This is a genomic window from Campylobacter sp. BCW_4338, assembly GCF_001763255.1.
Classification (GTDB): Bacteria; Campylobacterota; Campylobacteria; order Campylobacterales; family Campylobacteraceae; genus Campylobacter_D; species Campylobacter_D jejuni.
In genome coordinates, this window is record NZ_MJYJ01000002.1 from 1 (window position 1) to 1,631 (window position 1,631).

The 1,631-nt window shown below is 21.3% G+C and carries 1 protein-coding gene and 1 pseudogene; both read left to right on the forward strand.

Annotated features, from left to right (window positions below):
• Positions 1–369, forward strand: a pseudogene (locus AJN69_RS10165) (glycosyltransferase family 2 protein); the annotation flags it as partial.
• Positions 359–1,627 (forward strand): glycosyltransferase family 8 protein, encoded by a 1,269-nt coding sequence (locus AJN69_RS00020; protein WP_070290169.1) that lies wholly within the window; start codon positions 359–361, stop codon positions 1,625–1,627. The pseudogene AJN69_RS10165 and the gene AJN69_RS00020, both read left to right, overlap by 11 nt.
• The last annotated feature ends 4 nt before the right edge of the window (positions 1,628–1,631 follow it).

Below are 1,631 nucleotides of genomic sequence, written 5' to 3' on the forward strand. Positions count from 1 at the left end.
AATATTTCCAAATTTAATCAAAATCATTATAAACCATATGGGGCAGTAGATAGAATAAAAAACCAATTATCTTATAAAATAGGAAAAGCTATAATAAAGGCAAAAAATCCTATAAAAGCTTTATTTTTGCCTTTAACTATTATTTATTTATATATATTGCATAAAATACAAATGATGATGTATAATGTACTTATTAGAATAAATCCAAATATTAAATTAATTCCATTGGAACAATATGCTGATTATAACGAAATGTTAAAATGTAAAAAGTATTTATTTTATAGGCTAGGCAATGCTTTTATTAAAAACCCTTTAACATTTATATTTAAAATTAAAAAAATTTATAAGGAATGGAAAAATGGAAAATAAAACAAATATACCAATTGTATTCTCTGTTGATAGTAATTATATTGGTGCTTTAAGAGTGGCAATTGGTTCTTTAGTGAGTAATTTGAATTCTAGCAAATATTGCATAATATATATATTGCATACTGAATTAAAAAGTAAAACTATTATAAAATTTTTAAATTCATGCAGATTCCATAATGCTAAAATTATTTTTTTAAATATTAAGTCTTTAGTTGAAAAATTTACTAACAAATATAAGGTTAAATTATATGGTACTGGGCATTTTACTATATCAATGTATTATAGATTTTTGATACCTTTTATATTTAAAAAATATAAAAAAGTGATATATTTAGATTGCGATATAATAGTTAAAAATGATATAAATGATTTATATAATGTAAATATTCAAGATAATTATATTGGCGCAATTAGGGATATTGTTGTGGAAAATATTAAACTAAAAATTAATTGTGAATATTCTGTATTTATCAATAAAATATTAAAAATAGAAGATGAAAAATATTTTAACTCCGGTGTTTTAATTTTTAATATTGATAAATGCAATCAAAATAAATTTGTAGATAATTGTTTTAAATCTTTGAGTTTGTTGGAAAATAATCTTTATTGTCCAGATCAGGATGTGTTAAATTATGTCTGTAAAAATAAAGTGTATTATATTAGTTTTAAATGGAATTTTATGTGGAATATAGAATCTGTAGTGGAAAAATATAAAGAAGTGTATCTAGATAAAAGGATTATATGTGATTTTGAATCATCTAAAAAAAATCCATATATTATACACTATTGTGATTACTTTAAACCTTGGTCGCACCCATACCTTCCTTATGCGGATTGTTGGTGGAAATATGCTAGAGAAACTCCATTTTATGAAGAGATATTATTTGACAATATTTCCAAATTTAATCAAAATCATTATAAACCATATGGGGCAGTAGATAGAATAAAAAACCAATTATCTTATAAAATAGGAAAAGCTATAATAAAGGCAAAAAATCCTATAAAAGCTTTATTTTTGCCTTTAACTATTATTTATTTATATATATTGCATAAAATACAAATGATGATGTATAATGTACTTATTAGAATAAATCCAAATATTAAATTAATTCCATTGGAACAATATGCTGATTATAACGAAATGTTAAAATGTAAAAAGTATTTATTTTATAGGCTAGGCAATGCTTTTATTAAAAACCCTTTAACATTTATATTTAAAATTAAAAAAATTTATAAGGAATGGAAAAATGGAAAATAAAACA